Raw genomic sequence first — 24,584 nt, forward strand, 5'->3', positions numbered from 1 at the left:
GGGTTCTACCGTCCGATCGTGGTGGTCGCCAGCACGGACACCTGGAGCACGACCGCGGAACGACGCAGGGGTACCGGCTCCGTCCAGTCGGACGACCACGGCCGGATCGCCGTCCGTCGGGTGGGTCACGGGCAGCCGAACCCGTGCGGCCCACTCTGGTGAACGCCCGGAATAGACGCATTGGTGCAAACTGATGGGTTGTCAAAAAGCTTACGAATTTGATGAGTTGATGAACGCATCACGCACATACACGTAATTTCTTAACACTTACTTGAGCTTTCGAAGTGATCGGCGACCTTAGGTTGAGCCTGACTCCGAGACAGTGATGGTTTAGGCCATCTAAGTGTCTGGAATGGCTTGTTTTCGCCTAAGAGGGGAACGAAGATGATTGACACCGATCTCACGCCACGAGTAGCGGTCGACCTGGTGGTCGACGATGCCGAGGCGTCCTGGGAGGACCTGGTCCTCGATCTGATCGCGGGCCCCGCGGACCCCTCGCGCATCCTCACGGACTGCGGCGCTTGCCAGAGTCTTTGTGGCGGTAGCCCCGGTTGTCTCAGCGGCGGCGGTTGCGGACTGAGCTGCAACACCGGCGGCTGGAGGTGCTCCCCCTGTGACTCTGCATGCCGGTAGTCATGGCTGGCACATCCCGTCCGGCCTGTGACGCCCTGCACGCACTTCCCCTCTGCCTAGCGGCAGGGGAGGTACCCGCCTTCGCTGCGTGGTCGGGAGCCACCCGCGTACATCCAGTACGAGGGTGAGTCTCCGTATCGCGAGCTGGGAGGGCGCCCTCCCAGGTCGCAGCCGATGGGGAGCACCGGCCGCCGCAGACCCCGCCCTTCGGGCGGACGACGCCAGTCAGCACGTTCTAGTGCCGCTCCCGGCGAACACCGCCGGTCGAGGCAGTAGGTAGCGAATCGGCCCGCCGGCGGTGGCCCCGCCGGCGGGTTCCGCCCGGACAAGGAACCGGTGTTCTTTGCCTCACCTGAATGACGTGAACATGAAACAGCTTGATCCGCTGCTCTCGCGCTACGGCGTGGTCGGGGATGTCTTCTCCCTTTCCCGCTATCGCGGTCTGCCGGGGCTGAGCTCCTACGGGGTCGATCTCGGCAGCGCGTTCCCGGGCATTGCGGCACCCCAGGACAACCGGGTGGTGGCAGGAGGGCATGCACTGGAGGACAAGGACAAGGCGCGCCTACTCGCGATCGCCGAGGGGTGCGAGCGCTACTCGGGGGCGCAGTTCGGTACGGACGGCGTTGTGACCGCCGCCGCGCACGAGCTCGACGGCAGGGTGCTCGACTGGTCGCGCATTGCACGGCTGTCGGACGCGGAGTACGCGCATCCGCGGTGCCCCCTCGTCCCGTTCGATCCGGCGGCGCCGATCAGATGGGTGCCCGGGGTGGACCTCCGGGACGGAGAACCCACCTGGTTGCCGCTCGCCATGGCGGCCTACCGGTCAGGGCACCTTGCACCGGCGGAGCGCTTCGTGGTGGGCATCTCGACGGGCTACGCCGTGCACACCGATCCCGCGAGCGCTGTCTTCGGCGCCTTGAGCGAGGTCGTCGAGCGGGACATGATCGCCGTCCTATGGCTCCAGAAGCTCCCGCTGCCGCACATCCCCTTCGACTTTCTGGATGAGCGCGAGATCACCCTGATCGAGTGGGCGCACGATCGCTTCCTCGACACCGTACTGCTGGATGCCACCAGCGACATCGGTCTGCCCACGGTGTACTGCCTGCAGACTGCTCCGCACGACCAAACGATACGCACCATGGTCGGGTGCGGTACCGGGCTCACCATCCAGGACGCCGCGTACAAGGCGCTGTTGGAGGCCACCTGCTTCCGCGACTCCCTGCACCTGGAATGGGAGGAACCCGAGTCCTTCGCCGACTACACCGATATCTCGGACGGCGCGAAGTACATGGGCAAGCCGGAGAACGCCGGGCACTTCGCATTCCTCATCGACGACCACCCCGATCGGCCCTCCTTCCAGGACCGGGGCCGTTTTGCCGCCGATGCCACAGAAGGACTGATCCGCGCGGTCCGGAGGTTCGCCGAACTGGACATGTCGGTGATCGCCGTGGACCGGACGACGACGGAGCTGGCTTCGGTGGGACTGCACTCGGTGAATGTGGTCATCCCCGATCTCCAGCCCATGTCCCTGGTGCCGCTCGCCCAGTACCACGCGCATCCTCGGCTCTACTCCGCTCCCGCGGCAATGGGCTATCGCGTACTGCCTGTTGAGGAGTTGAACCCGTGTCCGCAACCGTTCGCCTGACCCGTTTGACCCGTGTGTCCGTCTTCGGTACCGGGGCGTTCGGTGCTCGGGTGTCCGAACTGCTGCCGAAGTCCTCGGGCCTCGACGTCACGCGCGTCGGCCCTGAGATCACCGACGACCTGCTCGCCGATGTCGATGCAGCCGTGCTGGTGCTGGACCGCCCCGCCCGACCGTTGGCACGTCGATTCCGGCAGGTGGCCTCCGAAGCGGGAAAGCCCTGGCTCCTGGTGGAGTTCGACCACCCCGCCATCAGAGTGGGACCGTACTTCGATCCGACGGGCGGGCCATGCCTGGACTGCTTCTACGCGCGTGAGGACCAGCACGCCGACAAGCCGGCGCCCGTACGGAAGCACGGTCACGCACACGAGCATGGTCACGGTCACCAGCACGGGGCTGACTGTTCGCATGCGCCGGCGGCGGCCGAGCAGGAGCAGGTCGGTATTGCGGCGGCAGCCGGAGTCCTGCCGCATCAGGCCCGTATCGCAGTGGGACTGCTGAGCCTGTCGCTGGCCGAACCGGTACGCGGACGGGTGGTCACCGTGGATCTCCGCACGGCGGCGATTCGCTCGGACCAGGTGATCGGCTGCCACGGCTGCCCGCACTGCGGAGACGAGACCGAACGCCTGATCCAGTCGCGACAGCTCGATCACCTGTTCCGCACCGTGGGAGGCGTCACTCATGACGAGTACAACTAGATTTCCCGCCGACGGGCTCCGGCCTCGGTTGCGTGGTGGGGTGGCGGTCTCGGCCGTCGACGGTCAGGTCGTGTTCTCGGCCGGCCAGATCCGCAAGCGGATCGGCGGGGGAGACGCCCTTCGGCTCCTGCTGCCGGTCGCGTCGGCAATGGACGGACGCCGCACGGTCGGCGACCTGGCCGAAGAGACGGACCTTCCGTACGAGGCAGTGGCCCAGGTCGTGGCACTGCTGGTGAAGCAGGGGCTCGTCCTCTCCGGCGAGGTCTCCTCGACGAGGCCGCTGGCAGCCGGCGTCATGGACTACCTCGAACTGACCGCCGGTACTTCGGCGTCCTACCGCAATGCCTCCGAGGTACTGGAACGACTGTCTCGATGTGCGGTGCTGATCGTTGCCCCACCGGAGCATGCGGAAGCCATCCGCGACGACCTGGCGATGAGCGGCGTCGGAACCGTTCACCGTGCGTCCACCCCGGCCGGGGTCGGAGATGAACTGCTCGACAGCCTGCGGGAGGCGGCGGGCAGTCTCGTGGTGCTGCACGGCCCGCCCCGCCACGACGACGGCACGGACAGCTTCACCGAAGCCTGCGCGGCCCGTGACATCGCGGTGCTGCACTATGCCGCGCACCAGGAGCAGATCGACCTCGGCCCGCTGATGCATCCGCGGGCGACCCTGTGCTGGGGGTGTTTCACCAGCGGTTACCTCGCGGAGTTCGGGAACGAACAGCCGGCCTCGGCCGGCGCCGCGACGGGGACGGTCGCCGCCGGTCTGGTGGCGGGCGAAGTGCTCGCCTATCTGGCCGACATCGACAGCATGCGCACGAACCAGGCCCTCGTCCGCTGGAACCTGCCGGACTCCACCGCGGTGCGGTACGGGGTGACCGCCGAGGCCGGCTGTACATCGTGTGCCACAACGTCGCGCCGCACAGGCGAGATCGTCGACGTACTGGAGGCGTACGAGGACAGCGTCGCCGCGCATCCCCTCGCTGACCGGCCCCAGCCGCCGATCACCTCCAGCCGGGAGAAGCACCTGACGGCATTGGGCAAGGGACGCGAGTCGTTCGTCACCGCACCCGTGATACCCCTGCCTCCCGTACCGGCGACGGCGTTCGGCACCCCGAGCGGTGACGAGGCGCTGGCCGCATCCCATACCGCGGGCGCATCCGATGCGGCATTTGTCGCCGGCCTGGCGGCGATGGTGGCGGGGCTCCGCGGGGACGGCTCACACCGCAGGTGGACCGCGTCCGGGGGCGACCTCGCATCGGTCGAGCTGTATGTGATGTGCGCGGACACCGTCTCCGACCTGCCCGCGCACACCCTGCTGAAGTACGACGACATCGAACACCGACTCCTCGTCACCCGCCGCACCCACGGGCCCGGAATGTGGCAGTCCATGCTCGACGCGACCGGTACGGCGATCACGACCGGTACCGCGACCACGGGCAGTCCTGACTTCGTTGTGGTCCTCGTCGGCGCGCTCTGGAGGCTGAAGCTCAAGTACGGCACGTTCGGGGTCCGGTTGGGGCACCTCGACGCGGGTTGTGCACTCGCACAACTGCACACGGTGGCCACCGATCAAGGAGTGCGCGTCACCCTGAACGACCGCTGGCGGCCGACGCTGCCAAAGCTGCTGGAACTCAAGGAAGACGAACAGGTCATGGCCGTGGCCGGCCTGTGGACCCCGGGAGCGCGCAATGCCACTGATCAATGAGACCGACCTGTGGCCCCGGACGAAGCGTGCTCTCGTCCCCGCCGACAGCCCCGACGAACGCACCTCCCCGGACCGGCCGTCGGCCCAGGACACCTCCCGGACCGCCCAGAGGACGCCGATCTCTGAAAACACACCGATCCCGCAGAGCACACCGATCCCTGAGAACACGGCGATCTCCCAGAGCAGCGCGCTCCATGATGTGCTGACGGCCCGTCGATCGGTCCGCCGGTTCCGCGAGGACTCGGTCCCCGACACCGACCTCGCCGCCATTCTGAGTCTTGCCACGTCGACCGATCGGCAGATGTGGCCGCACGGTGCGGTCCAATCCACCCCGCAGGCATGGCTGGTCAGCGGCCTGACGGGCACCTCGGAAGTGCGACTGCGCCGGTACGCCCCGGGCCAGGACATGGCGGGGGAGCGTCCCGCGGGGGAGTTCACCGACCACGGAGACTGTGCCGTGCTCGCTCCACTCGCCAAACGGTACGTTCCGGCACCGGTCGCGGTGCTGATCTGTGCGGAGATCACCGACAGCGGCGGCGCCAACTACACCCAGGCGCTCCTTCGGGCATCCGCCTTCGGATACAACGCTTGGCTGGCGGCGGTGGCCGCGGGTCTCGGCGGCAGTGTGCACGGCCGTTCATCGTCCGAGGTGACCCGCATCGTGCGCCGGCACACCAGCACACCGGCCAGGCATCTGTTCACCCTGGTGCTGGGGCACCCGGCCGAAGCCCCGGACAGCGGACTGGACCGTGAGTGACACCGAACGGATGCAGGTACGCGCTCTCGGCCGGCGCGTACTGCGACGGTTCGCCGAGCACAAGGCAGGCTTCGCCCTGTCCTTGCTGACCGTCGTGCTGTCCACGGGACTCGGGATCACCGGGCCGCTGTTCCTTCGCGTCATCGTCGACGAGGCCGTGCCCCAGGGCGACCGGACGCTGCTGATGTGGATGTGTTTGGGCATGCTCGCCGTAGGGATCGCCCAGAGCGGCTTCTTCTACCTCCAGAGCAGGTTGACGAACTCGATCGGTCTCGGGGTGGTCCACGGTCTGCGGGTGGACGTGTACCAACGGGTGCAGTCGATGCCGATCACCTTCCACGCCGGCCGGTCCGGATCCGAGGTGCAGACGAGGCTGGCCAGTGACATCGGCGGCATCTCCGATGTGATCACCTTCACCGCTCAGCACGCACTCGGGTCACTGACGATGGTCATCACCATCGGAACGGCCATGCTCATCCTCAGTTGGCCCATCGCCGTGGTGGCGATCGGTCTCACGCTGGGGCTGGTCATCATGAACCAGCGCTACGCCGAACGGCAACGCCTCCTGGCCGTCGAGGCGCAGGAGCACACATCCGAGATGATGCGCCTGGCCGGCGAACACCTCTCCCTGCCCGGTGTCCTCATGGGACGCACGATGCGCTGCTGGGGCGGCCAGCGAGACCGGTTCCGGGCGTCGTCGGCGGCCATCGCCGATCTGACGATCCGTGAGCGTGCCATGGCGACCAGCGCTGAGTCGATCATCGGTGTCTCCTTCGCGGTGATCCCGCCGGTCGTCTACTGGATGGCGGGCGGCGGCTTCACCAGCCTGTCGATCGGTACTGCGATCGTGCTGGTCGTGCTGCAACTCCAACTCGCACAGCCGATCCAGGCACTGCTCGGCCTGAGCACGTCCGTACGGCGCTCGCTCGCCCACTTCGACCGGATCTTCGAGTACATCGACCTCGGACCGACGGCGGCCCTGCCGGCGCCGCGCCCGCCCGACACCGGAGCCCGGGGACCAGCGGTCGGCATCACACTGAGCGAGGTCTCCTACCGCTATCCGGAGAGCGGCAGGAGCACCCTGTGCGGGATCAACCTGGATTTCCCGGCCGGCTCCACCACCATGATCGTGGGCTCCACCGGCTCCGGGAAGAGCACGCTGGGCTACCTCGTGGCGGGACTGCTGGAGCCCGGCGCCGGTACGGTCCGGGTGTTCGGCGGCGATGAGAAGCCGTCCGAGACGGTCCTGTTGGTGCCCCAAGAGCCGGGCATCTTCAACGCCTCCTTCCGGGACAATCTCCTCCTCGCCCGGCCCGGCGCCACCGAGGCCGAACTGCGCGAGGTGCTGTCCCGGTTGGCTCTCGACGATCTCGTCTCCTCCTTCCCCGAAGGACTGGACACCTCGGTCGGTGAAAGGGGCTACCAACTCTCCGGTGGCGAACGCCAGCGACTCGGGCTGGCCCGCGCCCTGCTGTCGGACGCCCCCGTCGTCGTGCTCGACGAGGTGACGAGCGCGCTGGACTGGGCGACGGAACGAACGGTGCAGGCGGCGTTGGAGGAACTGCGCGGCAACCGGACCACGGTCGTCATCAGCCACCGGCTGTCCGGAGTCAAGGACACCGACCGCGTCGTCGTTCTCGCGGAAGGGGTCGTCGCCGAGAAGGGCACCCACGGCGAACTCCGTACCGCGCCCGGCCGCTACTCCGACCTCCTCCGCCTGCGCGACGAGGACCTGTCCGAGGCGGGTGCGGCACCGTGAGCCCGCCCGTCAGACTATCCGCGGCGATCATGACCCATCCCGCCCGCAGGGCGAGAGCCCTCGCACTCAGGGACAGCCTTCCGGAGTTGCGCCTCCAGGTCGTCGAGGATCCCGACCCGTACGGCCCCGGCTCCTGTTCGGCGAGGACCGCGGTGCTCGCGTGGGGGGCGCTGGCACCCGAGGCCACTCACCACCTGGTCCTTCAGGACGACGCCGTCCCCGTTCCGGACCTGCGGGAACGTGTGCTGCGCGCAGTCCGGGAGCGGCCGGCCGCCGCGATCAGCCTCTACACGGAATGGGCTTCGGCCACGTCGTCCGCCGTCCACCTGGCGGCCTGGCTCGGACAGCCCTTCGCCGAGGTGTGCGACCCGTACACACCCTGTATCGGACTCGTCCTGCCGGCGAAGGCAGCCCGAAAACTCGCGAGGACGACGCCGGAGGTTCCGCAGGACGACGTCATGATCGCCGGTGTGCTGCACCGGCTCGGTGTGCCCGCGTACGTCACCGTTCCGCATCTGGTCCAGCACGCGACCGAGATGAGTCTCACCGGCAATACCCCGATGGGGCTGCGGCTCGCCGCCTGCTATACCACCGAGCCCCATGGCGACACCTCGCCGGTCGTGGATGCCCGGGTGGACCTGCTGCCGTGCTTCTCCCGCTCGTACGGCAGGCCGTACTACCTGGAACGGAACCCCGACAGCGCCTTCGGCTGGTCGCAGAGCGGTCTGCTCGACGTCCTGCGCAGCCGAGATGTGGATGTGCCCGCCCTACAACGCACGGCGGCCCGCAGGGCGGCGGGTCTGCACCGCGCCGAACCGGATCTGCGGCCCGACATCGTCATCAGCCTGTGGATCACCGCATGGCTGGGGGGTGTCGAACTGCGCCGGCTCCTCGACGACCATGCCGTGGCCCCGGCCCGGGTGCTCGACCGGAGACTGGGGCAGATCGCCCTGGCCAACATCGGCCCCGGGATCTTCGACCAGTACCTGCTGCCGGAAAGACTCCTGGAACTGTCACCCGTCCTGGAGACCTTCGCCCATGAGGCGTTCACCGAGGGCGTCACCCCGTCCGGAAGCCGCGACGCGCAACTACTCCCCGACCACCGGTTGCCCAGCAGTTGAAGAGGAACCCACCGATGAGAGTCAACTTCGTCTCCCGCGGGCACGGCTACGGTCACGCCGCCCGGGACCTGAGGATCATGGCCGCCATGCGCCGGGTGAACCCCGGGATACAGATCAGGCTGGCCTCGGCGGGAAGCGGAGCGGACTACTACCGCTCCCGCGGTGTCGAGGCCGTCGACCTCGGTTTCGACGACGCCGACGATATGGGCGAGGCGGCGAGTTGGCGCATCTGGCGATTCCTGTACGAGCATGCTGACGCTGACCTCGTGGTGAGCGACGAGTTCCTGACCGTGCCCGGATTCTGCCGCAATGTACTTGACCTTCCGAACGTGCTGATCACCGACTGGTTCTTCGCCGAGCTCGGCTTGCCGGAGTTCGACGCGCGCTTGGACGACGCACGGGAAGTCGTGGTCCCCGACTTTCCCGAGGCACATCCGCTCGCTCCGGCCACCACCGCGCCGATCTGGTACTGCGGCCCCCTGGTGGACTCCTTCACCCCACAGCGGGCCGAGGCGCGGAAGACCCTCGGCATCGACGAGGACGCGCTCGTCCTGACCGTGGCGGCGGGAGGCCGGCCGGACCGCATCGACGCACTGCGGATCCAGTTGCAGGCACTCCAGGCATGGAGCGGACACGCCGCACTCGGGGACCAACTGCTCCTGATGGCAGACCCCCCGCCCACCCGGGGCCGTGTCCCGACCGCCCCCAACATCCACTGGGTCGGGCGCAGCGATCGGCCCGAACTGTACTACCGGGCCGCGGATGTCGTGCTGGCCAATGCCCTGGGCTTCACCAGCTGCGAACTCGTGGCCAACGGCGTACCGGTCGTTGCCGCCGTCACCCCGGACCCCGACCAAGAGATGCGCATCGGATTCACCGAGCGCATGGACACACTGGAACGCATCGGCCTGCTGACCCGCACCAGCACCGACGAGGACCCCGCGACCTTGTGGGCCCTGGTCCAGGAGATGCGCCGACGGGCCGACGACGATCCGGTCTCCGAGGACATCTGGGCCGACCCCCTGGAAGTCGCCACCCGAATACTGGGCCACGGCCGGGTGGGGTGAGCCTCCTTCGCGGGACCGGCGTACTGGGCGTACTGGGCGTTCTGCGCGTACTTGGTGGTCAGGGCGTCGTCAGTGGGATCCGGTGCGGAGGGCATGGCGCACGTCAGCCCGGAATGCTCGGTCTGCCTCGTCGCCCGTGAACATAAGGAAGCCGGTCTCCAGCGCGCTCTCCACGGCGTCCCAGGGCAACGTCAGCCCCTGATCCATCCAACTGGTGGCTTGTAGAGGGCGTTCTGCCCATATTGCGCATCCTCTTGAGTGGGCCACGGCAAAGACGGGCGGGCAGCCTGTCAGGCTGCCCGTGCGAGCCATGATCGAAAGCGGCCCGCCGCTGCTGCCATGACGTGAGATGGCCAGCGGAACCCATGGGCCCAGCAAGCCGCAGGACCGAAACTGCTGGCAGGCCCTGATCGGGGGAGTCGGGCCTCCCGACTCGATGCCGGGGGTCGACGGGCAGAGACGCTGTGACCGGATTCCGGACGCGTCACGCCGTATTCCGGTGCTCGGACTCTCGGTCGCGGCGTCAACTCCGCTGCGGGCGGGCGGCCTTCCACGGACACCACCCGCACTCCTGCATCCCCTCCGTGCCAGGACAGCGGTCCTGCGCCAGGGCTGAGCATTGGGCGGTGTCACACCCGCCCTACAGGGACTTCCGTACCGCTTCACACGACTGAGCAGCCTTGTGGACGGGTGCACAGGCGTTCAACGCGCTCACGGAACGATCAAGGCCGGAATCGTTCAGGAACCGGTTTGGGGGCACTCTGGGATGTACGCATCCCCAAGCGTGCGCGGCATCACCGCCGGGGCATTCCGCCGTCGGCCCGCGCGGCAGAACTCGTTCCGCCGCGCGGGGCCTGGGCCCACCGCGGTCGCCGGACACAACACCACGGTCGAACACGTCTGCTTCGCCGTGCCCACCAACCATGAGGACCCGATGCCAGATGACTACCGACGTCAGCAAACGCCCCCGTACCAGGACCTTCCCCTTGTTGGCCGGGATCAGTGGCCCTAGGGCGCTGCGCGCCGTTCCCGCTGAGCGGGTGCCGTTGCTGGCGGCGCAGATCAGAGACTTCCTGGTGGAGAAGGTGTGTGCGTCGGGCGGTCATCTGGGCCCGAACCTGGGGATGGTGGAACTCACCCTCGCCCTGCACCGGGTGTTCGACTCGCCGCGCGATGCGCTCGTGTTCGACATCGGCCACCAGGCTTATGTGCACAAGCTATTGACCGGCCGCCACCAGGACTTCGACTCGCTGCGCCAGGCCGGAGGTCTGACCGGATACCCGTCCCGTACCGAGTCCGAGCACGACGTGGTGGAGAACTCGCACGCCACCACCGCACTGTCGTATGCAGACGGCCTCGTCAGGGCCCGCGAACTAGCCGGTGAGGACAGCCGGGCGGTGGTCGCGGTCATCGGCGACGGCGCGCTGACCGGCGGGATGGGATGGGAAGCGCTCAACAACCTCGGCGGCACCGGTCGGCCCGTGATCGTGGTCCTCAATGACAACGGCCGCTCCTACGCCCCCACCACCGGTGCCCTCACCGACCACCTGACCACCCTCAAGCGGGACCGCGGCATCACAGGCCACCGCAGCAATCTCTTCCGCGAACTGGGCTTCACCTACCTGGGGCCGGTTGATGGTCACAACACCGGGGCGGTCGAGGACGCGCTGCGCCGCGCACGGGATCTGGGCGGGCCTGTGGTGGTGCATGTGGTCACGGTGAAGGGGAGGGGCTACCAGCCGGCTGAGGCCGATGAGGCGGACTGTCTCCACGCGGTCGGCGTCGTCGCCCGGACAACCGGACGTCCCGCCGTACGTGCGGGGTCTTCCGGGCAGTCGTGGACGAGCGTCTTCGGGCAGAACCTGGCGCAAGTGGCCGCCGAACACAACGATGTGGTGGCGATAACCGCCTCGATGCTCCGACCGACAGGGCTGCATCCGATGCGGGAGAGGTTCCCGAAGCGGGTCTTCGACGTCGGAATCGCCGAGCAGCACGCCGTCACCTCGGCGGCCGGGCTGGCGATGGGCGGATTCCATCCGGTCGTCGCCCTCTACGCGACGTTCCTGAACCGGGCATTCGACCAGGTCCTGATGGATGTGGCCCTGCACCGACTGGCGGTGACGTTCGTGCTCGACCGGGCCGGGATCACCGGCCCCGACGGGCCGAGTCATCACGGCATGTGGGATGTGAGTCTGCTCTCCGCGGTGCCGGGACTACGGATGGCCGCACACCGTGCCATCGGCTTGGCCCATGGCCATGAGCACCACGGCGAGGCGTTGGTGACGAGCCATCAGCCCCATCATCGGGCCGCGCCGCCCACCCGGACCACGACCGGCTCGGCGACGGCCCCCGGGGAGGCGTGATGCCCACCGTTGAGCTGGGCCTTCCCGCGGTGCCGAAGACTCCGGTGCGCCGCCGCACCCACCCCATCCACGTGGGGAGCGTTGTCGTCGGCGGCGGCGCACCGGTCTCCGTACAGACCATGACCACCACCGTGACCGCGGACGTCGACGCCACCCTTCAGCAGATAGCGGAGGTCACCGCAGCCGGCTGCGACATCATCCGCGTCGCGGTCCCCTCGCAGGACGACGCCGACGCCCTCCCGCGCATCGTCGCCCGGTCGAAGCTGCCGGTGATAGCCGACATCCACTTCCAGCCCCGCTATGTCTACGCAGCGATCGACGCAGGCTGTGCGGCGGTCCGGGTGAACCCGGGCAACATCCGCAGGTTCGACGACCGCGTCGGCCAGATCGCGAAGGCCGCCGGGGCGGCGGGGGTGCCGATCCGTATCGGGGTCAACGCCGGCTCCCTTGACCCCCGCCTGCTCGCCAAGCACGGCAGCGCGACCCCCGAGGCACTGGTGGAGTCCGCTTTGTGGGAGTGCTCCCTGTTCGAGGAACACGGCTTCACGGACATCAAGATCGCGGTCAAGCACCATGACCCGCTCACCATGATTGCCGCGAACCAACTCCTCGCCCGCGCCTGCGACCACCCCCTCCACCTCGGTGTCACCGAAGCCGGACCTGCCTTCCAAGGGGCCATCAAATCCGCTGTCGCCCTCGGGGTCCTTCTCAGGGAAGGCATCGGCGACACCATCCGGGTCTCCCTCTCCGCGCCCCCGGTCGAGCAGGTGAAGGCCGGCTGCCACATCCTGTCCTCCCTCGGCCTGCGCCCCCGGAAGCTGGAGATTGTCTCCTGCCCCGGCTGCGGACGCCTCCAAGTCGACATCCACCAACTCGCCTCCCGAGTGGAAGCCGCGTTCGACGGCTTCCCCCACCCCTTGCGCATCGCGGTGATGGGCTGCGTCGTCAACGGCCCCGGCGAGGCACGCGAAGCCGACCTCGGCGTCTCCTGCGGCAATGGCAAAGGCCAGATCTTCGCCCAGGGCGAGGTCATCCGCACCGTCCCCGAAAACAAGATCGTCGACGCCCTCCTGGATGAAGCCCTCCGACTCGTCGATGAACCCGCAGCCCAGAACACATCTGTAGGGGAATCCACATGACCGCCATCACCATCCCGGCCGCGGAGCACCGCGGCCTCGACCAGGATCTGGTCCGCGTCGAAGTCGACGGGATACTCGACTGCTTCCTCACCGAGAAGGCCCGCACCGCCGCCGCACAGCGCATGCCTGCTGAAGTGACCGCAGTCCTGCGGGGCTTCCTCGCAGCCGGCGGGAAACGGATTCGCCCCCTGTTGTGTGTGACCGGCTGGCAGGCAGCGGGAGGGCAGGGCCTTCCGCGTTCGGTCGTCCAGGTCGCGGCGTCGTTGGAGATGTTCCATGCCTTCTGCCTCATCCACGACGACGTCATGGACGAGTCCGACACCCGTCGCGGACATCCCACCGTCCACCGTGCTGTGGCGGCACACCACACCCACGGGCGCACCGGGTCCGCGGCGGATCAACTGGGCAACAGCGCCGCCGTCCTCATCGGCGACCTCGCGCTTGCGTGGTCCGATGAACTCCTTCACACCGCCGGCCTCACCCGTCGGCAGTTGGCCGACGTCCTACCGCTGATCGACACCATGCGCACCGAGGTCATGTACGGGCAGTACCTCGACGTCACCACCGCCGGGGCACCCACCGACGACATCGAACACGCCCTGGCGGTCTGCCGCTACAAGACCGCCAAGTACACGATCGAACGCCCCCTTCACCTCGGCGCAGCACTCACCGATGCCAGCCAGCCGCTGCTGGAGGCCCTGTCGGCGTACGCGGTTCCACTGGGGGAGGCGTTCCAGCTCCGTGACGATCTGCTCGGCGTCTTCGGTGCCCCGGATGTCACCGGCAAACCCGTACTCGACGACCTCCGAGAAGGCAAAGCCACCGTGCTGATTGCCCACACCCTTCAGCGCGCCCACCGTGCACAGGCCGACCAACTGCGGCTCCTCCTCGGATGCCCCACCCTCACCGAAAGCCAGGCCAAAGTGGCCTGCCGCATCATCCAGGCCACCAGTGCCCACGACACCGTCAACCACATGATCGAGCAACGGTACGAGACGGCTCTTGCCGCCCTGGACACCGCACCGATCCAGCCCGCAGCCGCCGACGCCCTGCGCCGCCTTGCCGATGAGGCTGTTCGGAGAAGCACATGAGCCCGGTAGCCGAGCCCTGCCAACACGAACGGGTCCACAACCGTCAGCCTCGTCTGCATTCACCACAGGAGGATCAGGTGTCATGACCAAACTCGAACCCCAACGCCCGATGACTTCGGGCGACCAGTGGCCTCCACTGCCCTATCCGGCTGGTTGGTTCTGTCTGGGATTGGCATCCGAACTGAAACCGGGAACGGTCCTCACCCGCTCCTTCATGGGATCAGATGTCGTCCTGTACCGGACCGAGAAAGGTGTTGTGCGCGCTGTGGAACCGCACTGCCCGCACCTTGGAGCCCACTTGGGAATCGGCGGGAGGATCGTCGGGGAGAACATCCAATGCCCCTTCCACGCCTTCGAGTACGACCCCGACGGCACCTGTGTGCGCGTGCCCAACAGCGAACCACCGAAGAAGCTGACCCTCACGCAGCGGACCATCCGGGAACTCAACGGCCTGGTGATGATCTGGTACGCGCACGATGGTGCGGCCCCGTACTGGGATATCCCGCAGGTGGACCCGCAGGGCTTTCACCGAGCCCAACTGCACTTCAAGCATGTGTCCAGTCACCCTCAGGAACTGTATGAGAACACGGTGGACTACCGGCATTTCAGTGTGGTGCACGCCGTGCCGTTGGAAGAGATCGCACCGCCGGAAACGGACGGGCCGTTCCTCCGCGTACATACGAAGGTGCCCATTGCGCGGATTCCCGGGGTGGGCAACATCTGGGTCGGCCAGACCGTGTTGATCGCCGGTCTGGGGTACTTGGTGGCGGAGATCGACTTCCCACGCGTGGGCGTCACCGTGCGCTCCTGGGCACTGTTCACAGCGACAGACGTATGGGAGACGGACATCCGGCTGCTGGCTTCCTGTGCTGTGACAGGACCTCTCCAACACCTTCCCCGACCGGTGCAGGCACTTCTGGCGCGCCTGCTGGCGAGGGCGGTCGTCTACAAGATCGGCAAGGTCCTGGACGAGGACAACGTGATCTGGAAGAGCAAGAGGTACATGCACCGACCCCAGCTGGCATCTGGAGACAAGGCGGTAGGGATCTACCGCCGTCACGTGCGCCAGTTCTATCCGCCCGGGACCGCCGACCAAGGAGCGCCATTGTGAACGCCGTCAAGGACACCAATTCGATCATCCGCACCCCGTTGCCGCACCGCACCAATCCGCATATCGCCGACGGCCAGCGGATGGCGATCGCCTGGTGTCATGCCTGCGGGATCACCGAGGACACGGCTGTGACCTGGCGCCGATACCGGGAGGCCGATCCAGAGCGGATCATCGGCTACTGCTATCCGGACGCGCACGGATCCGACCACGAGTTGGCCATCGACATGATGTGCCAGTTCGTGGCCACGGACGACTCCTTCGAATCCACGTTCTGGAAGGACCCGGGCGCGGGAGTCGGCTATCTGGAAGCGATCTCCGAGGTCTTGCACGCGAAGGCCCCGATGGACCCGGACCAATTCGATGCTCCGCTGGTGAGGGCGTTCATCCCGACGTGGGAGCGATCCTGCGAGGGGATGAGCCCGGCCTGGTGTGAGCACGCCGCACGCAGTTGGCTGGACTACTTCTGGGGCTATCTCTCGGAGGCGACGACCGAGGACCCCTCGATCGGCGAGTACCTGGAACTCCGGCGCACCGTGGTCGGCACATCCCCGTGCTTCGACATGCTGGAGCGGGCCCACCGCTATGAACTCCCAGCCCGCTTCCGCACCCATGTCGGGTACCGCAGGCTCCGGGACGCTGCGGCCGACCTGGTGACACTCTGCAATGACGTGGCAAGCGTCAAGAAGGACCAGGCGCGCGGCGATGGTTCCAATGCAGTCCTGCTCCTTGCGAGGACGGGCCTGGACATCGACGTGGCCCGGCAGCGAGTCGTAGAGATGATCCAGCAACGCACCACCGACTACCACCAGTCGCAGAACGACATCGACCGTACCTGTGAACTCCTCTACATCGACGAGGCAGGCCGTGCTGCGTGCCACCGCTGGGGACGAGAAGTCCTGGAGTGGGTGGGCGGCAATCTGGAGTGGCAGGGGCAGATCGGACGCTACTACGGCAAAGCTCACGCGGTACTGCCCGACGCAGAGCATCTGGCCCACCTGACCGGTTGCCACGCGGCCTGAGGAGAGCGGCATGTGGCGTATGAAACCCCAAGCGAACTGGCGGCACTTCGCCGTCGCGGGCGAGAGCGAACCCACTCCCGGCTATGTGGGCCGCAGCCCGCTGCCCTACCCGGAGAGCTGGTACCTGCTGATCCCGTCAGCGGAACTGGGCACCGGCAAGGTCGCCACCCGAAGGCTGATGGGGCAGGACGTCGTCGTCTACCGCACAACCTCGGGACACGTGCGCGCCGTACGTGCCCACTGTCCGCATCTGGGAGCACACCTGGGACACGGCACCGTGCAGGGCGAGAACATCGTCTGCCCCTTCCACCACTTCGCCTATGACGCGAACGGCGCGATAGCCCACGTGGGGCCGGGCTACACCGACAAGCCCAAACACTGCACACTCCCCGTACTCCACTGCCAGGAGACCAACGGCGGCATCTTCGCCTGGGCAGGAGCCAACTCCCCGTCCTGGACCATCCCCGAATTTCTCACCTCCCACCACACACCGGCCCGCTACATCACCTACGACGTGCCCACGCACCCGCAGGAGGTCCTGGAGAACGGAGCCGACATCCGACATGTACTGCTGCTGCACGGCTACAGCGCCGCGTCCCAACCGGCAGTTCTCGAAGGCCACATCCTCAGCCAGGACCTCGACCTCATCCGGCCGATTCGCCCGTTGCCCCCGCTGAAACTGCGCGCCGAGATCCAGCACCACGGCCTCGGGTTCTCCACCATCCGCATCAACATCGCGGCACTCGGACTGGAACAGCGCATCCTGGTCTCACCACGCCCCGTCGAGCCATGGCGCGTACACATGGCCATCGGCGCCAGCATCCGACTCACACCCCCCTACGGAAGGGAAGCAGCCCTGGTCCAAAGGGCGTTCAAGGCGACGGGGCGGGCCATGCACCCCCTGGTGTACCGGCTTCTGATGCGGGAAGTGAACTCCGACTTCCAGATCTGGTCCTCCAAGAAATACACGAACCCGCCGAGGATCGCGGCCGGTGAGGGACCGATCGGACCGTTCCGTAAATGGGCACGGCAGTTCTACCCGGAGCAACCGGTCAAGTTGTGGAACGACGTGAACGATGCACACTGACCCTGAACCCGCCACGAGAGTCCAGCCAACTGTGTCCACCGCCACCGCCACCGCTGGAAGTGACCTCGCATGAGTGAACCCACTGCCATCACGCGCCCCCACGGCCGTGTCCTGCTCGCATCCCCCCGGGGCTGGTGCGCGGGGGTCGACCGCGCTGTGATAGCCGTCGAGAAGGCCCTGGAACTGTACGGATCCCCGGTCTACGTCCGCCACGAGATCGTTCACAACAAGCACGTCGTGCAGAGCCTGGAGAAGAAGGGCGCGATCTTCGTCGACTCGACGACGGAGGTCCCCGAGGGCCAGGTGGTGATGTTCTCCGCGCACGGCGTCGCGCCGACCGTGCATCAGGAGGCCGCCTCCCGGAACCTCACAACGATCGATGCGACCTGCCCCCTGGTCACCAAGGTCCACAAAGAAGCGGCCCGGTATGCGCGTGAGGGCTACGACATCCTCCTGATCGGCCACGAGGGCCACGAAGAGGTCATCGGCACCTTGGGCGAGGCCCCCGACCACATCACTGTGGTCGACGGACCAGAGGACGTGGGACACATCGACGTTCGTGATGAATCCAAGGCCGTCTGGCTCTCCCAGACCACCCTCTCCGTCGACGAAACCATGGAGACGGTGGAAGCGCTCCAGCAGAAGTTCCCACAGCTCATCTCCCCTCCGAGCGACGACATTTGCTATGCCACGCAGAATCGACAGATCGCGGTGAAGCAGATTGCACGCGAGGCGGACCTGGTCATCGTGGTCGGTTCCAAGAACTCATCCAACTCGGTCCGCCTCGTGGAAGTCGCCCTCACCGCCGGTGCCGGCGTGGCGCACCTGGTGGACTCCGCCGACGAGATCGACGAGACCTGGCTCGACGGTGTGAGCACCATCGGTCTCACCTCCGGCGCATCCGTCCCCGAAGTCCTGGTCGAGGACGTTCTTCACTGGCTCGCACCGCGCGGCTTCCAGGACGTGGAGACCGTCACGGCGGCGGAGGAGTCGATCACTTTCTCGCTCCCCAAGGAACTACGCCGCGAAGACGGTGCTCGGTCTTGTTGAGCGCACGCCGGTCCGGTACTCGCAGAGACCGTCTGCAACGAACAGACGCCTCACCCCGTAGGGCCGGTATGGGCCGACTGGCCAGGTCGGGTTCCTTCCCCCGCGGGTGGTCGCTGTCCGACAGCCGAACTGAGTCACCCTCGTGACAGGTGCGCAGGGTTCCACTGTTCCGGGCACGGTCATGGCGGCTGCGCTCACCGATGTCTGGCGGGGAGCCTCCTGGACCACTCCGAGATCGAATGCGACGGGGAATGCAAGGAGGCTCGCCGGTAAAGCTCTGCTCCATTGGTGGGGACGTTGGCCCTGCGGCGACAGCGCGGGCCTCCGAGCGGGCAAGAAATGCCCAGATCCCACCTTTACCGGAGGTACTGATGCGCACATCCGTCACGATAGCGAGCGGCCTGCTGGCTCTCGGGCTCTCTACTGCGGTCGTTCCCGCAGCTGCAGCCGCAGCTCAGCCGGGAGACGAAGGCGAGTACTGCACCGTCTACGTCGGGAACCACAACTGCCAAATTACCGGCCCTGTGGGTCCTCCTGGCCCTGTCGGTCCTCCCGGCCCCGCTGGCCCCGCTGGACCTGCGGGCCCTCAGGGTCCCGCCGGGCCCCAAGGACCGGCCGGACCGCAAGGACCTGCCGGGGTGCCGAAGCCCACGATCGTCGTCACCGGCACTCCAGTGGTCCACGACCAGAACTCGCCCTTTCCCTTCAAGGTGACGGCCACCTGCCCGGACGGGACCACACTGACGGGCGGCGGGTGGAGCGCAACGCCGAGCGACGTCCTCGGAGTGTCCAGTGAGTACCCCGACGCGGCAGCCAAGACATGGACGGTCGAACTGCTCCCGAGCTTCAACGCGACCGGTACTTCCACGGCGACGGTGACGGCCTACGCCCTCTGTCTGCCGACGTCCTGATCGACAGGGCAGAACACCGGGCTCCAACAGCAGGTACGGCAGTGTCACTGAGTGCTGATCAGGAGTGCGGGCCATAGCGGGCAGCGACTTCGGCGGCGCGCTGGTGCAGGGTTGTGCGCAGCCACTGTGGGGCCAGGACTTCCGCATGGGGGGCGTGCTGCCGCAGGGCCCATTCGGCGTGACGCGCATCCTGGAAGACGACGTCCAGCCGTAGCCGGCCGTCCTCGTCTGTTTCCTCGGCGTGGACGGCCAGGGCGGTGCCAACCAGGGGCTCCCGCTGGGCGGGGTCCACCTGTACCAGCACGCTGACCTTGTCACCGCCAGTCCGGAAGCGTGTACTACGTTCCTGCCAGGCCCGGTCCAGGTCGACGCTTTCCAGTCGCTCCGCGGGTTCGTCGAGTTCCATGGCGGCCAGCACCCGGGACAACCGGTAGGTGCGGTCCTCGCCTGCTCTTCTGGCCAGTAGATAGGTCTGTTCGCGGACGGCGGCCAGGCCGATGGGGTCCACTGTGCGCCACTTCGGGGCCTGGTTCGCCGCCGCGTAGTGGATGCGCAACTTATGGCCGGCGAACACTGCGCGCCGGACCTCGGCCACGATGACGTCCGGCACTTCCTCCTCGGCCACGCGGCGCGAGAGGAGGTCGGTTTCCGGTTCGATGAGTAGACGTTGTGCCGCGTCGGCCGCGGTGGACCGAAGGTTCTCGGGCAACGAGTCGACCACCTTGAGCATGGCGGATGCCAGCGCCGAGCCAAGGCCGAACAGTTGGGCGCCGCGCCGCGATCCCGCCACAAACAGGGCGAGCGCCTCATCGTGATTCAGTCCGGTGAGGGCCATCTGGAAATCGGGCAGAAGCGAGAATCCGCCGCGCCGGCCGCGCTCCGCATAGACCGGGACGCCTGCGGCGGACAGGGCCTCGATGTCCCGCAGCACCGTGCGGATGGAAACCTCCAGCTCGCCAGCCAGTGTCTCCGCAGTCATCTGACCGCGCTGACGCAGCAGGAGCACCAGGGAAACCAAGCGGTCGGCGCGCATGCGGAAAGTCTAACGAAATACATGACAGAGGACGTCATGTATTTCTGAAAGTCTCTGTTGCACGACGCAAAGCGCGGCAACTGCTAAGTCGCTGAACGTCCGTCGTGTCAGCAAACCGAATGGAGCGAGTCGGTCATGGAACGCAAGGCCATCAACCCGGTGACGTGGTCAATCGATATGGGCTTCAACCAGGGTGAGGTTGTCTCCGGGCACGCGCAGACGCTGTACATCTCGGGGCAGACCGCGATGAGCAAGGAGGGCAAGCCCGAGCACGACGGTGACATGGCGGCACAACTGGCGCTGAGCATCGACAACATCGAGGCGGTGCTCACCGAAGCCGGTATGACCCTCACGAATCTCGTCCGGCTCAACGTCTACACGACCGACGTCGACACACTCTTCCAGCACTACGGTGTGCTGGGGGCTCGGCTGGGTGCCGCCAGAGTCGCGCCGACCACCACCATGCTCGGTGTGTTGCGCCTGGCGATCCCGGGTCAGCTGGTCGAGCTTGAGGGCACCGCCGTCGCGTGAGGTGACCCGCTGGGAACCTCAACTCCTGGTTCTTCCACTCGCAGGATTCACAACGCTGGCGGTTTGTTCCGGTCTGATGTGCTGCGTGTGGTGGGTCGCGGTTGGGGCTGGCTGGTGAGTCTGGTCCGCAGGTGTTCGCTGATGTCGGTGAGCTGGTGGAGTTGTTCGTCGGTGAGGTGTTCGGAGAGGCGTGACTGGGCGCAGGCGGCGTGCCAGGGGGCTGTTTCGGTGAGGGTTCGGTGTCCCGTGTCGGTGAGGTGGGCGAGGTGGACTCGGCGGTCGTCGGGGCCAGGGAGCCGCTTGACCCAGCCCCGTCGTTCGAGACGGTAGAGGAGGTGAGAGGTGGTGCTGATGGAGGTGGCGGTGCTGCGGGCGAGTTCGGACACCGCGAGATTGCGGTCAGGGGCGTCGGCGAGGTGGGCCAGGACCTCGTAGTCGGTCTGTGTCATGCCGCTTTCGCGGCGCAGGTCTTTGTGCAGGTGGTCGGAGAGGAGCCGGGCCGCGGTGAGGAACGTGCGCATGGCGTGCTGGGCAGTGTCATCGGGACGGGAGGGTGCGGCGGTCATGGGGGCTTCTCCTTCACACGGGACGGGGAGGGGGCATCGCAGCGGAAGTCCGGGGCGATGCCCCCTTCTCTCTTGCCGGTGTCGGTCGCGAGGTTCAGGGGATGGCGGAGGTCTCCTGCGGCGCCGTTGTGCGGTCTGCCGGGAGGCTTCTACGGGTGGCGTCGCGCAGGCGGTCCAGGGACCCGGGCTTTAGGCTGTGGTCAGTTGAGGGTGGGGTAGTCGGTGTAGCCGCGCTCGTCGCCGCCGTAGAAGGTGGCGGGGTCGGGGTTGTTGAAGGGGCCTCCAACGGCGAGACGGGCGGGCAGGTCGGGGTTGGCGAGGAACAGGCCGCCGAAGGCGATCATGTCGGCGGTGCCGTCCTCGACCAGGGCGAGTTCACCGGCGTGTGTGATCCCGTCGGGCGTATAGGGGTTGAGGACGAACACGCCGCTGAAGCGGTCGCGGAGCTCAAGGGTGAGTTCGCGGTCGGTGCCTTCCATGACGTGGAGGTAGGCGAGACCGATTGGCTCCACCGCCTCGACCAGGGCCCGGTAGGCGGTGCGGTGGTCGCCCTCGGCGATGTCGTTGTAGGCGTTGGCGGGCGAGATCCGCAGGGCCGCCCGGTGGGGTCCGATGGCGTCGGCGACCGCGCGGGTCACCTCCGCGGCGAATCGGATGCGGCCCTCGATGGAGCCGCCCCAGCCGTCGGTGCGCTGGTTGGCGCCGGTGGAGAGGAACTGGTGGATCAGATAGCCGTTGGCGCCGTGGAGTTCAACACCGTCGAAGCCCGCCGCGATCGCGTTACGCGCGGCCTGGGCGAAATCGCTGATGGTCTCGGCTATGTCCGATTCGGTCAGCTCCCGGGGCGTGACGCAGTCCTGCATGCCTTCCGGTGTGAAGACCTTGCCGTTCGCGGCGACCGGGGAGGGGGCGACAGGGTGCAGCCCTTCGGGCAGCAGGCTGGGGTGACCGATGCGTCCGGTGTGCATCAGTTGGGCGAAGATCACACCGCCCTCGGCGTGCACCGCGTCGGTGATGTGCTGCCATCCCTTCATCTGGTCGGGGGTGTGGAGGCCGGGGGTGTTCGGGTATCCCTGGCCGACCACGGACGGCTGGGCGCCCTCGGCGACGATCAGGCCCGCGCTCGCGCGCTGCGCGTAGTAGGTCGCCATCTCAGGGGTGGGGGTAGCGCCGGGGCCGTACGCGCGGCTGCGGGTCATGGGGGCCATCGCGATGCGGTTGGCCAGGCGCTTGCCGGCCAGGTCGATAGGGTCGAACGCGGTAGTCATGTCATCGCTTTCGTGGGAAGTTGGTGCCGTCCAGAGCAGACGGTGGGCCGTTGGCAGCGGGCGTTGAACGGCGGTACAACGCGTGTGAGTGCTCCGCCGGGAGGCTCCGCGAGGGCGGCACGCCGACTCAACCAACATAACTTGGCCGGGCAGGTAAATATCGCGATTCTGTGTTGAGTGGCGCCCTGATGGCCAATACGGCTGGAAAGCGGGGGCTCATCTGCCCGCGTGGCTGCCCTCTTTCGGTGCAGTTTGCCGAGTTGATGTAGTGGTGTGGGATATTTACCTGTCCGAGCGGTAAATGAAAGGTTCTTCGATCATGACGGGGTCGACATCTCGGGCCGAGGGCCAGGCGCCCGAGCCGGCGGGGGGCGGTGCCGAGACGGTGTCGCTGCCTGAGTCCGCGCTCGGGGGGCCGATCAGCCATGCGATCTTCCGGGTGGCGCGGCTGCATCGCATGATCGCCGGACAACTCCTGCGCCGGGTCGGACTCCATCCGGGCCAGGAGCTGGTGATGATGCATCTGTGGGAACGGGGACCGCAGCGTCAGATCGACCTGATCCGTCTGCTGGACTCCGACGCAGCCACCATGACCCGCACCGTGCGGCGCCTGGAACAGGCCGGTTTCATCCGACGCCGCCCCTCGGAAACCGACAAACGGGCAGTCATCGTGGAATCGACGGCGGCCAGCCGTGCGCTACAGCGGGAGGTCGAGCAGGTCTGGGCCGAACTCGAAAAGATCACCGCGGGTGATTTCACGGCGGAGCAGGAGACGGCGGCCCTGGCCACGATGGAAGCGCTGGAGCGGCACCTCAGCCTCTGGTCGTCGGCTGAGCGCTGATGGACACGGCCGGCACTGCTCGCCAGGCGCCGGGGTCCGTCACCGTACGGCGGTCTCCCGGGGCCGTTCCGTCACGAGCGGGATGCGACGGGGGAGCCTGCGATGAACCGGGTCCGAGGTGATCGGGTAGGCGCTGATTTCCTACTGGTCCGCGGCAGGGTGCCCCTCGGCCGAGGGCCATCAGCTCCGTACCGGCTGGCAGGGATCGATCCCAGGCCGGCGGAGGCTGCCCGGACAGGTGATGCGGCTCAGGTGGACGCGGCTCGGTAGCGGGCGACTTCCTCGCGGACGGCGGGGACGACTTCGGCGGCCCAGCGCTGATGCTGGCGCTCATCGTCGGACTCGGCGCCGAAGATGAAGGTGTCCATGCCGTAGTCCACGATCAGGGCCATGATCTGTTCGACCCACATCTGGGGCGGTCCCACCAGGAACCCGCCGGTCTGGCCGTCCGTGATGGCGCCGAAGACGTTGTAGAGGCGGCGGATGTCCCGCGGATCCCGGCCCGCCGCGGCGGCTCCGTCGTCGATGCGGCGTTGCATGTCCGGCAGTTTCGGGGGCGGTACATAGCTGACGGAGGGACACCAGCCGTCCGCCTTGCGGCCCAGCACATCGAGCAGACGCGGCCCCATCACGCCGAGCCAGATGCCCATGTCGTGCGCGGGGCGGGGCCCGGGGTGCGCACCGGTGAGTTGGTAGTGCTCGCCGTCGTAGCGCACCGCGCGCTCACCGGACCACATGAGGCGGATGACGTCGATGGCCTCATCCAGTGCGCCCGCGGCCTCGCCGGGTGTCCGGGCGGGCCCGCCCATGGCTGCCATCGCCTCCCAGAAGGCGCCTGCTCCGAGCCCCAGTTCGAACCGGCCGCCGGAGAGGATGTCGAGGCTGGCCGCGGATTTCGCCATGACCGATGGGAGTCGCAGGGGGAGGTTGGCGACGTCCGGGAACACTCGTACGCGCTCGGTGCGGGCGAGCAGTACGGCCATCAGCGCCCAGGTGTCCACGAAACGGCTCTGGTACGGATGGTCCTGGACGCCCACCAGGTCCAGACCCTCCCGGTCGGCGAGCTGGGCGAGGGCGATCACGTGTTCGGTCCGCGCGGCGTCGGGGGTGGGGAAGATCCCGAACTCCACTGGACGTCCATAGTCCGACATGGTCCACAACATAACCCCGAGCGACTTGCCCCGCACGC

General features: G+C 67.5%; 20 protein-coding genes and 1 pseudogene. 17 read left to right on the forward strand and 4 right to left on the reverse strand.

Annotation, left to right across the window (positions count from 1 at the left end; all coding sequences use genetic code 11):
- The first annotated feature begins 1,000 nt into the window (after positions 1 to 1,000).
- The 15 genes and pseudogenes from OID54_RS28810 to OID54_RS28880 all read left to right on the forward strand — a co-directional run bounded on the left by OID54_RS28810 (position 1,001) and on the right by OID54_RS28880 (position 19,156).
- Positions 1,001 to 2,278 carry a YcaO-like family protein gene (locus OID54_RS28810; RefSeq protein WP_329024172.1) on the forward strand — a complete coding sequence of 426 codons (1,278 nt, stop codon included), beginning with the start codon at positions 1,001 to 1,003 and terminating at the stop codon, positions 2,276 to 2,278.
- Complete coding sequence (locus OID54_RS28815) at positions 2,257 to 2,973, forward strand: TOMM precursor leader peptide-binding protein (protein WP_329024173.1); 717 nt, start codon at positions 2,257 to 2,259, stop codon at positions 2,971 to 2,973. The genes OID54_RS28810 and OID54_RS28815 overlap by 22 nt, the downstream gene beginning before the upstream one ends.
- Positions 2,957 to 4,681, forward strand: a complete 1,725-nt coding sequence (locus tag OID54_RS28820) for a hypothetical protein (protein ID WP_329024175.1) — start codon at positions 2,957 to 2,959, stop codon at positions 4,679 to 4,681. The genes OID54_RS28815 and OID54_RS28820 overlap by 17 nt, the downstream gene beginning before the upstream one ends.
- Positions 4,665 to 5,438: a nitroreductase family protein gene (locus OID54_RS28825; RefSeq protein ID WP_329024176.1), complete on the forward strand. Its 774-nt coding sequence runs from the start codon at positions 4,665 to 4,667 to the stop codon at positions 5,436 to 5,438. Before OID54_RS28820 ends, OID54_RS28825 begins: the two co-directional genes overlap by 17 nt.
- Positions 5,431 to 7,197: an ABC transporter ATP-binding protein gene (locus OID54_RS28830; RefSeq protein ID WP_329024177.1), complete on the forward strand. Its 1,767-nt coding sequence runs from the start codon at positions 5,431 to 5,433 to the stop codon at positions 7,195 to 7,197. Before OID54_RS28825 ends, OID54_RS28830 begins: the two co-directional genes overlap by 8 nt.
- Before the next feature lie 29 nt (positions 7,198 to 7,226).
- Complete coding sequence (locus OID54_RS28835; RefSeq protein WP_329024179.1) at positions 7,227 to 8,318, forward strand: hypothetical protein; 1,092 nt, start codon at positions 7,227 to 7,229, stop codon at positions 8,316 to 8,318.
- A gap of 14 nt (positions 8,319 to 8,332) precedes the next feature.
- Positions 8,333 to 9,385: a glycosyl transferase gene (locus OID54_RS28840; RefSeq protein ID WP_329024180.1), complete on the forward strand. Its 1,053-nt coding sequence runs from the start codon at positions 8,333 to 8,335 to the stop codon at positions 9,383 to 9,385.
- A 941-nt stretch (positions 9,386 to 10,326) separates the two neighbouring features.
- A pseudogene (locus OID54_RS28845) lies at positions 10,327 to 11,619 on the forward strand (1-deoxy-D-xylulose-5-phosphate synthase); the annotation flags it as partial.
- 128 nt (positions 11,620 to 11,747) lie between these two features.
- Positions 11,748 to 12,887: a flavodoxin-dependent (E)-4-hydroxy-3-methylbut-2-enyl-diphosphate synthase gene (gene ispG, locus OID54_RS28850; protein ID WP_329024182.1), complete on the forward strand. Its 1,140-nt coding sequence runs from the start codon at positions 11,748 to 11,750 to the stop codon at positions 12,885 to 12,887.
- Positions 12,884 to 13,978, forward strand: coding sequence for a polyprenyl synthetase family protein (locus OID54_RS28855; RefSeq protein ID WP_329024184.1), 1,095 nt, complete (start codon positions 12,884 to 12,886; stop codon positions 13,976 to 13,978). The genes ispG and OID54_RS28855 overlap by 4 nt, the downstream gene beginning before the upstream one ends.
- An 82-nt stretch (positions 13,979 to 14,060) precedes the next feature.
- On the forward strand, positions 14,061 to 15,089 hold the full coding sequence (locus tag OID54_RS28860; protein WP_329024185.1) for a Rieske 2Fe-2S domain-containing protein: 1,029 nt from the start codon (positions 14,061 to 14,063) through the stop codon (positions 15,087 to 15,089).
- The gene (locus OID54_RS28865; RefSeq protein WP_329024186.1) at positions 15,086 to 16,108 is read left to right on the forward strand and encodes a terpene synthase family protein; all 1,023 of its coding nucleotides are present in this window, start codon (positions 15,086 to 15,088) and stop codon (positions 16,106 to 16,108) included. The genes OID54_RS28860 and OID54_RS28865 overlap by 4 nt, the downstream gene beginning before the upstream one ends.
- A gap of 10 nt (positions 16,109 to 16,118) precedes the next feature.
- Positions 16,119 to 17,195: a Rieske 2Fe-2S domain-containing protein gene (locus OID54_RS28870; RefSeq protein WP_329024187.1), complete on the forward strand. Its 1,077-nt coding sequence runs from the start codon at positions 16,119 to 16,121 to the stop codon at positions 17,193 to 17,195.
- A gap of 69 nt (positions 17,196 to 17,264) precedes the next feature.
- Entirely contained in the window at positions 17,265 to 18,245 is a 981-nt protein-coding gene (locus tag OID54_RS28875; RefSeq protein ID WP_329024189.1) for a 4-hydroxy-3-methylbut-2-enyl diphosphate reductase, read from the forward strand.
- Between the two features lie 638 nt (positions 18,246 to 18,883).
- Entirely contained in the window at positions 18,884 to 19,156 is a 273-nt protein-coding gene (locus OID54_RS28880; RefSeq protein WP_329024191.1) for a hypothetical protein, read from the forward strand.
- A 58-nt stretch (positions 19,157 to 19,214) separates the two neighbouring features.
- On the opposite strand, the gene OID54_RS28885 is transcribed toward OID54_RS28880, so the two are convergent.
- On the reverse strand, positions 19,215 to 20,189 hold the full coding sequence (locus OID54_RS28885) for a helix-turn-helix transcriptional regulator (RefSeq protein WP_329024193.1): 975 nt from the start codon (positions 20,187 to 20,189) through the stop codon (positions 19,215 to 19,217).
- 135 nt (positions 20,190 to 20,324) lie between these two features.
- On the opposite strand from OID54_RS28885, the gene OID54_RS28890 reads away from it, so the two are divergent.
- Positions 20,325 to 20,720 carry a RidA family protein gene (locus OID54_RS28890; RefSeq protein WP_329024195.1) on the forward strand — a complete coding sequence of 132 codons (396 nt, stop codon included), beginning with the start codon at positions 20,325 to 20,327 and terminating at the stop codon, positions 20,718 to 20,720.
- Positions 20,721 to 20,767: 47 nt separating this feature from the next.
- Here OID54_RS28890 and OID54_RS28895 read toward each other — a convergent pair whose 3' ends face one another.
- Both OID54_RS28895 and OID54_RS28900 read right to left on the reverse strand, forming a co-directional pair.
- Positions 20,768 to 21,286, reverse strand: a complete 519-nt coding sequence (locus OID54_RS28895) for a MarR family winged helix-turn-helix transcriptional regulator (RefSeq protein ID WP_329024196.1) — start codon at positions 21,284 to 21,286, stop codon at positions 20,768 to 20,770.
- Positions 21,287 to 21,486: 200 nt separating this feature from the next.
- Complete coding sequence (locus OID54_RS28900; RefSeq protein ID WP_329024198.1) at positions 21,487 to 22,554, reverse strand: alkene reductase; 1,068 nt, start codon at positions 22,552 to 22,554, stop codon at positions 21,487 to 21,489.
- Between the two features lie 319 nt (positions 22,555 to 22,873).
- On the opposite strand from OID54_RS28900, the gene OID54_RS28905 reads away from it, so the two are divergent.
- Positions 22,874 to 23,395 (forward strand): MarR family winged helix-turn-helix transcriptional regulator, encoded by a 522-nt coding sequence (locus OID54_RS28905; protein WP_329024200.1) that lies wholly within the window; start codon positions 22,874 to 22,876, stop codon positions 23,393 to 23,395.
- A gap of 248 nt (positions 23,396 to 23,643) precedes the next feature.
- On the opposite strand, the gene OID54_RS28910 is transcribed toward OID54_RS28905, so the two are convergent.
- Positions 23,644 to 24,546 carry an LLM class flavin-dependent oxidoreductase gene (locus tag OID54_RS28910; RefSeq protein ID WP_329024203.1) on the reverse strand — a complete coding sequence of 301 codons (903 nt, stop codon included), beginning with the start codon at positions 24,544 to 24,546 and terminating at the stop codon, positions 23,644 to 23,646.
- Positions 24,547 to 24,584: the final 38 nt, after the last annotated feature.

Origin of the sequence: Streptomyces sp. NBC_00690 (genome assembly GCF_036226685.1) — a bacterium.
Lineage (GTDB): Bacteria > Actinomycetota > Actinomycetes > Streptomycetales > Streptomycetaceae > Streptomyces.

What these genes read in the sequence shown, in the direction of transcription:
- OID54_RS28870 (WP_329024187.1), top strand. Translation starts at nt 16,119, where the DNA reads ATGTGGCGTATGAAACCCCAAGCGAACTGGCGGCACTTCGCCGTCGCG.
- ispG (WP_329024182.1), top strand. Translation starts at nt 11,748, where the DNA reads ATGCCCACCGTTGAGCTGGGCCTTCCCGCGGTGCCGAAGACTCCGGTG.
- OID54_RS28885 (WP_329024193.1), bottom strand. Translation starts at nt 20,189, where the DNA reads ATGCGCGCCGACCGCTTGGTTTCCCTGGTGCTCCTGCTGCGTCAGCGC.
- OID54_RS28810 (WP_329024172.1), top strand. Translation starts at nt 1,001, where the DNA reads ATGAAACAGCTTGATCCGCTGCTCTCGCGCTACGGCGTGGTCGGGGAT.
- OID54_RS28820 (WP_329024175.1), top strand. Translation starts at nt 2,957, where the DNA reads ATGACGAGTACAACTAGATTTCCCGCCGACGGGCTCCGGCCTCGGTTG.
- OID54_RS28900 (WP_329024198.1), bottom strand. Translation starts at nt 22,554, where the DNA reads ATGACTACCGCGTTCGACCCTATCGACCTGGCCGGCAAGCGCCTGGCC.
- OID54_RS28875 (WP_329024189.1), top strand. Translation starts at nt 17,265, where the DNA reads ATGAGTGAACCCACTGCCATCACGCGCCCCCACGGCCGTGTCCTGCTC.
- OID54_RS28890 (WP_329024195.1), top strand. Translation starts at nt 20,325, where the DNA reads ATGGAACGCAAGGCCATCAACCCGGTGACGTGGTCAATCGATATGGGC.
- OID54_RS28825 (WP_329024176.1), top strand. Translation starts at nt 4,665, where the DNA reads ATGCCACTGATCAATGAGACCGACCTGTGGCCCCGGACGAAGCGTGCT.
- OID54_RS28835 (WP_329024179.1), top strand. Translation starts at nt 7,227, where the DNA reads ATGACCCATCCCGCCCGCAGGGCGAGAGCCCTCGCACTCAGGGACAGC.
- OID54_RS28855 (WP_329024184.1), top strand. Translation starts at nt 12,884, where the DNA reads ATGACCGCCATCACCATCCCGGCCGCGGAGCACCGCGGCCTCGACCAG.
- OID54_RS28860 (WP_329024185.1), top strand. Translation starts at nt 14,061, where the DNA reads ATGACCAAACTCGAACCCCAACGCCCGATGACTTCGGGCGACCAGTGG.
- OID54_RS28895 (WP_329024196.1), bottom strand. Translation starts at nt 21,286, where the DNA reads ATGACCGCCGCACCCTCCCGTCCCGATGACACTGCCCAGCACGCCATG.
- OID54_RS28905 (WP_329024200.1), top strand. Translation starts at nt 22,874, where the DNA reads ATGACGGGGTCGACATCTCGGGCCGAGGGCCAGGCGCCCGAGCCGGCG.
- OID54_RS28910 (WP_329024203.1), bottom strand. Translation starts at nt 24,546, where the DNA reads ATGTCGGACTATGGACGTCCAGTGGAGTTCGGGATCTTCCCCACCCCC.
- OID54_RS28840 (WP_329024180.1), top strand. Translation starts at nt 8,333, where the DNA reads ATGAGAGTCAACTTCGTCTCCCGCGGGCACGGCTACGGTCACGCCGCC.